We start from the raw sequence: 4,347 nt of genomic DNA on the forward strand, positions 1-4,347 counted from the left end.
GTCCTGTGGTCCTGTGGTCCTGTGGTCCTGTGGTCCTGTGGTCCTGTGGTCCTGTGGTCCTGTGGTCCTGCAGGAAGCATCCCTTTTACACTCGCAATCGAGCAAGCACTTTCTAATGCTTTACGCCTTTCCTAGAACCAAGAGCCACTTATTTCGAGAACCAGCCACTTCTAGGCTAGCTATTTACCCCATAGGGCCATAGAACCGAAGCACCACAGAACCGCTTTTAATTACCTTTCATACTTCTTGATAACTAGCGTTGCGTTGGTGCCGCCGAAGCCAAAGCTGTTTGACATTACTGTCTTCAACTCTTGGTCACGTTTTTCAGTGACGATGTCTAGGCCTTCTGCTGCTGCATCCAAGTTATCAATGTTGATGCTCGGTGCGATGAAGCTGTTGTCTAGCATCAGCGTTGAGTAGATCGCCTCATGTACACCTGCAGCGCCCAATGCGTGACCGGTCATCGCCTTGGTTGCAGAAATCGCTGGGCTGTTGTCACCAAATAGCTCTTGGATTGCACCTAGCTCTTTTACATCACCAACCGGTGTAGACGTACCGTGGGTGTTGATGTAGTCGATGCTATCAACATCCTGCATCGCCATCTTCATACAACGTACAGCGCCTTCGCCTGATGGGGCTACCATATCGTAACCGTCTGATGTCGCGCCGTAGCCGACGATCTCGCCGTAGATTTTCGCGCCACGTGCCAGAGCGTGCTCTAGTTCTTCGATAACCAACATACCGCCGCCACCAGAGATCACGAAACCGTCACGGTCTGCATCATAAGTACGAGAGGCTTTTGATGGGTCGTCATTGTACTTGGTTGATAGTGCGCCCATGGCATCGAACATCATGGTCAGCGACCAATCAAGCTCTTCACCACCACCGGCGAATACAACATCTTGTTTGCCAAGCTGGATCAGTTCAAGAGCATGGCCGATACAGTGTGCAGAAGTCGCACATGCCGAGCTCATGGTGTAGTTCACACCACGGATCTTGAATGGCGTAGCCAAACATGCAGACACTGTTGAAGACATAGTACGCGGTACCATGTATGGACCTACGCGCTTAACACCTTTCTCACGCAGAATATCTACTGCTGCAACCTGGTTGTAAGAAGACGCACCACCAGAACCCGCTACAAGGCCAGTACGGTCGTTAGATACCTGATCTTCAGTCAGGCCAGCGTCTTCAATCGCTTGTTCCATTGACAGGTAAGCAAAAGCGGCGGCATCGCCCATGAAACGCATTTTCTTACGGTCGATATGCTCTGAAGGGGTCATTTTCAAATCGCCCCAAACATTACTACGCAGCTTCATTTCTGCAAATTGTTCAGAGAAGTTGATACCGGACTTGCCCGTTTTCAAAGACTCCAGTACTTCTTTAACGTTGTTACCAATACTGGAGACAATACCCATGCCTGTAATTACGGCTCGTTTCATGATGAATTCCTACTGTCATTTATACCCAAATAACCTCAGTCAAAACAATCAACAACCTGAGGTGACTTGGGTATAACGTTGACGATAATAACGGGTTTGTCTGTCAAAAGTGGTCAGCTTTCCTGTTGATCAGGTACAATCGCCCACAATTAAACCCGTTACACCAACTATGAGGCTTCTCCTTTTGTCTTATAAAGCCCAACCGTCCGTAAGCAAAACACCATCGATAAAAATCGAAAATGCCGTCTTGGACTGGAACGAATCAGGTACCCCTGTTTCCAATGACTTTGACGATGTCTACTTTTCAAATGCCAATGGCCTGGAAGAAACCCGCTATGTGTTCCTCCACCAAAATGGCTTACCGACACGTTGGGAAACCTTCGACCGCCGCCGCTTTGTGGTGGCGGAGACCGGCTTCGGAACCGGCCTCAACTTCCTGGCGGTATGGCAATGGTTCAAAGCCTTCCGCGAAGCTAACCCGGGTGCCACCACCAAAGAGCTGCATTTCATCAGTTTCGAGAAGTTTCCGGTTACCAAGGACGATCTGATCAAAGCTCACGAGTCTTGGCCTGAACTGGCCGACTTAGCTAGCCAGCTCCATGCCCACTACCCACCAGCTGTCGCCGACTGTCACCGCATTGTGCTGGAAGATGGCATGATCACCCTGGATCTGTGGTTTGGCGATATCAAAGACTGTATGCCACAAGTATGGACGAATAATGACGGTATCGTTGATGCCTGGTTCCTCGATGGTTTTGCCCCAAGCAAGAACCCAGAGATGTGGAACCAAGATCTGTTCAACGGCATGGCAAAACTGGCCCGAGTTGGTTGTAGCACTGCCACCTTCACTGCGGCAGGCTTTGTTCGCCGCGGCCTGATTGAAGCCGGCTTTGACATGAAGAAGGTCAAAGGCTTTGGCACCAAACGTGAAATGCTGGCCGGCAGTGTCACCGAGCGCAAATACCGCGGCAACGTCAAGCCATGGTACAACCGCAAATCCGCCAACCTTGGTGATGGTCACGAAGATAGCAGCATTGCGATTATCGGTGGCGGTGTCGGCTCGGCGACAACGGCACTTGCTCTGGCACGCCGTGGTATCAAAACCACGCTGTACTGTGCCGATGAGCTACCGGCAGAAGGCGCATCAGGTAACCGTCAGGGGGCAGTTTATCCGCTGCTCAATGGCTCAAACGATGCCCTATCCCGCTTCTTTGCCTCGGCATTTCTGTATGCTCGCCAGTTTGTCGAGCAAGCGGCCAAGCACAATACATTCAGCCATGAGTGGTGTGGTGTGACCCAGTTGGCTTGGGATGATAACTCAACCAGCAAGCTAGAAAAGATGATGACCGGCGGCTTCCCGGAACAGCTTATTCGCCAACTGGACGTTGAACAAACCGAACAAGTAACCGGTGTGGCTTCAGGCCATAGCAGCGTTAACTACCCACTTGGTGGCTGGTTATGCCCACAAGAGCTTACCCGTGCCTTGATTGAGCAAGCGCAAGAGCTAGGGTTCCTTGAACTCAAAACGCAAGTTGATATCCAGCAAATCAACCAGCAACCTGGCCAGCAAAATGATCAATGCTGGGAACTAACAGACCAACAAGGTCAAAGCTACCAGCACCAGACGGTGATTGTGGCTAACGGGCACCGCTTTGCCGAATTCGCACAGACGCAAGACATCCCTGCCTACTCGGTACGCGGACAGGTAAGTCATATCCCGACTAACCCATCGCTGAACCCATTAAAAACAGTACTTTGTTATGACGGATACCTGACACCGGACAATGCCAGCGGCGAGAGCCACTGTATTGGCGCTAGCTACCGCCGTGGCAGTGTCGACTTAACCTTCAGCCCGGAAGAGCATGCAGACAACAAGCAGCGCCTGGTTGATTGCCTTCCTAAAGCAAGTTGGCCACAAGATATAGATATGTCAGGCGAGCAAGCCCGTGTAGGCGTACGCTGTGCCAGCCGCGATCACCTGCCTTTCGTCGGTGATGTGTGCCAATACGATCAACTGGTTGAACAGTATACGGACTTGAAAAACCAGCAAGATAGCGCAGAGAATGTACCGGTCTACCATAACCTGTATTCAATGATTGGTTTGGGCTCTCGCGGTTTAAGTTCGGCACCTTTGCTTGGCGAACTACTGGCCTCGCAGATTTGTGGCGATCCATTACCATTGCCAAACAGCGTTCTAGAAGCCCTGCACCCTGGACGGATGTGGGTAAGGAAGTTGGTTAAGGGGAAGAAGGTTTAGAAACGGTTCTGAGGTTCTGAGGGCAGAATCAAAAAGCCAGAGCGCTTTAACAAGCTCTGGCTTTAACACATTGGTTCACTGTTAAATTCCAGCGTAGCTATGACGCAGAGTTGTTACATAATGCTTCACCGACTCCTACTGGCCGGCTTGAACAGTGGCAGGTGGCGCGGGGTCATCACCGCCGCCAGAATCAGACAGGGCTACACCGATGACTACTGCTGCTGCACCTACAGCCAATACTGTTGCAGTAATACCACCAGCCGAAGCAGCAAACGCAGTATCAATTCCCGCAGCCTTACCCGTTTCCTGCGTCGCCGTTTGTGCAGAGGCTTGTGCCTGCTGCGTTGCCGATGACGAGGTGGTAGGTGTCGAAGTCGGTGCTTGCATGACTTGTGACGAGTTAGATGCATTATCTGCCGCGAAAGCAGAGAGACTAATAAAGCCCGATATTAAGATTGCCGCCCATGAAAACTTCATCATTACTATCCCCAAAGCGCAATGTGTATTTATTGATATTTTTGTAAGTATAGTTAGGAATAGAAAAGCTGGTAGGTAGTTTGAGATGAAGGAGCGGTCCTGTGGTCCTGTGGTCCTGTGGTCCTGTGGTCCTGTGGTCCTGTGGTCCTGTGGTCCTGTGGTCCTGTGGTC

At 51.0% G+C, this 4,347-nt stretch carries 3 protein-coding genes; 1 reads left to right on the forward strand and 2 read right to left on the reverse strand.

Annotated features, from left to right (window positions below; all coding sequences use genetic code 11):
- Window positions 1-230 precede the first annotated feature (230 nt).
- Window positions 231-1,442 carry a beta-ketoacyl-ACP synthase I gene (gene fabB / locus BIZ37_RS29560; RefSeq protein ID WP_187464585.1) on the reverse strand — a complete coding sequence of 404 codons (1,212 nt, stop codon included), beginning with the start codon at window positions 1,440-1,442 and terminating at the stop codon, window positions 231-233.
- 184 nt (window positions 1,443-1,626) lie between these two features.
- Here fabB and mnmC point away from each other — a divergent pair, with 184 nt between their 5' ends.
- Window positions 1,627-3,699 (forward strand): bifunctional tRNA (5-methylaminomethyl-2-thiouridine)(34)-methyltransferase MnmD/FAD-dependent 5-carboxymethylaminomethyl-2-thiouridine(34) oxidoreductase MnmC, encoded by a 2,073-nt coding sequence (mnmC, locus tag BIZ37_RS29565; protein WP_255526960.1) that lies wholly within the window; start codon window positions 1,627-1,629, stop codon window positions 3,697-3,699.
- 135 nt (window positions 3,700-3,834) lie between these two features.
- On the opposite strand, the gene BIZ37_RS29570 is transcribed toward mnmC, so the two are convergent.
- The gene (locus BIZ37_RS29570) at window positions 3,835-4,179 is read right to left on the reverse strand and encodes a hypothetical protein (protein WP_255526961.1); all 345 of its coding nucleotides are present in this window, start codon (window positions 4,177-4,179) and stop codon (window positions 3,835-3,837) included.
- Window positions 4,180-4,347: the final 168 nt, after the last annotated feature.

It is taken from the genome of Photobacterium sp. BZF1 (assembly GCF_014349205.1).
Classification (GTDB): domain Bacteria; phylum Pseudomonadota; class Gammaproteobacteria; order Enterobacterales; family Vibrionaceae; genus Photobacterium.

Bases quoted from the DNA above. Each gene is read 5' to 3' on its own strand.
- BIZ37_RS29570 (WP_255526961.1), bottom strand. From the start codon at position 4,179: ATGATGAAGTTTTCATGGGCGGCAATCTTAATATCGGGCTTTATTAGT.
- fabB (WP_187464585.1), bottom strand. From the start codon at position 1,442: ATGAAACGAGCCGTAATTACAGGCATGGGTATTGTCTCCAGTATTGGT.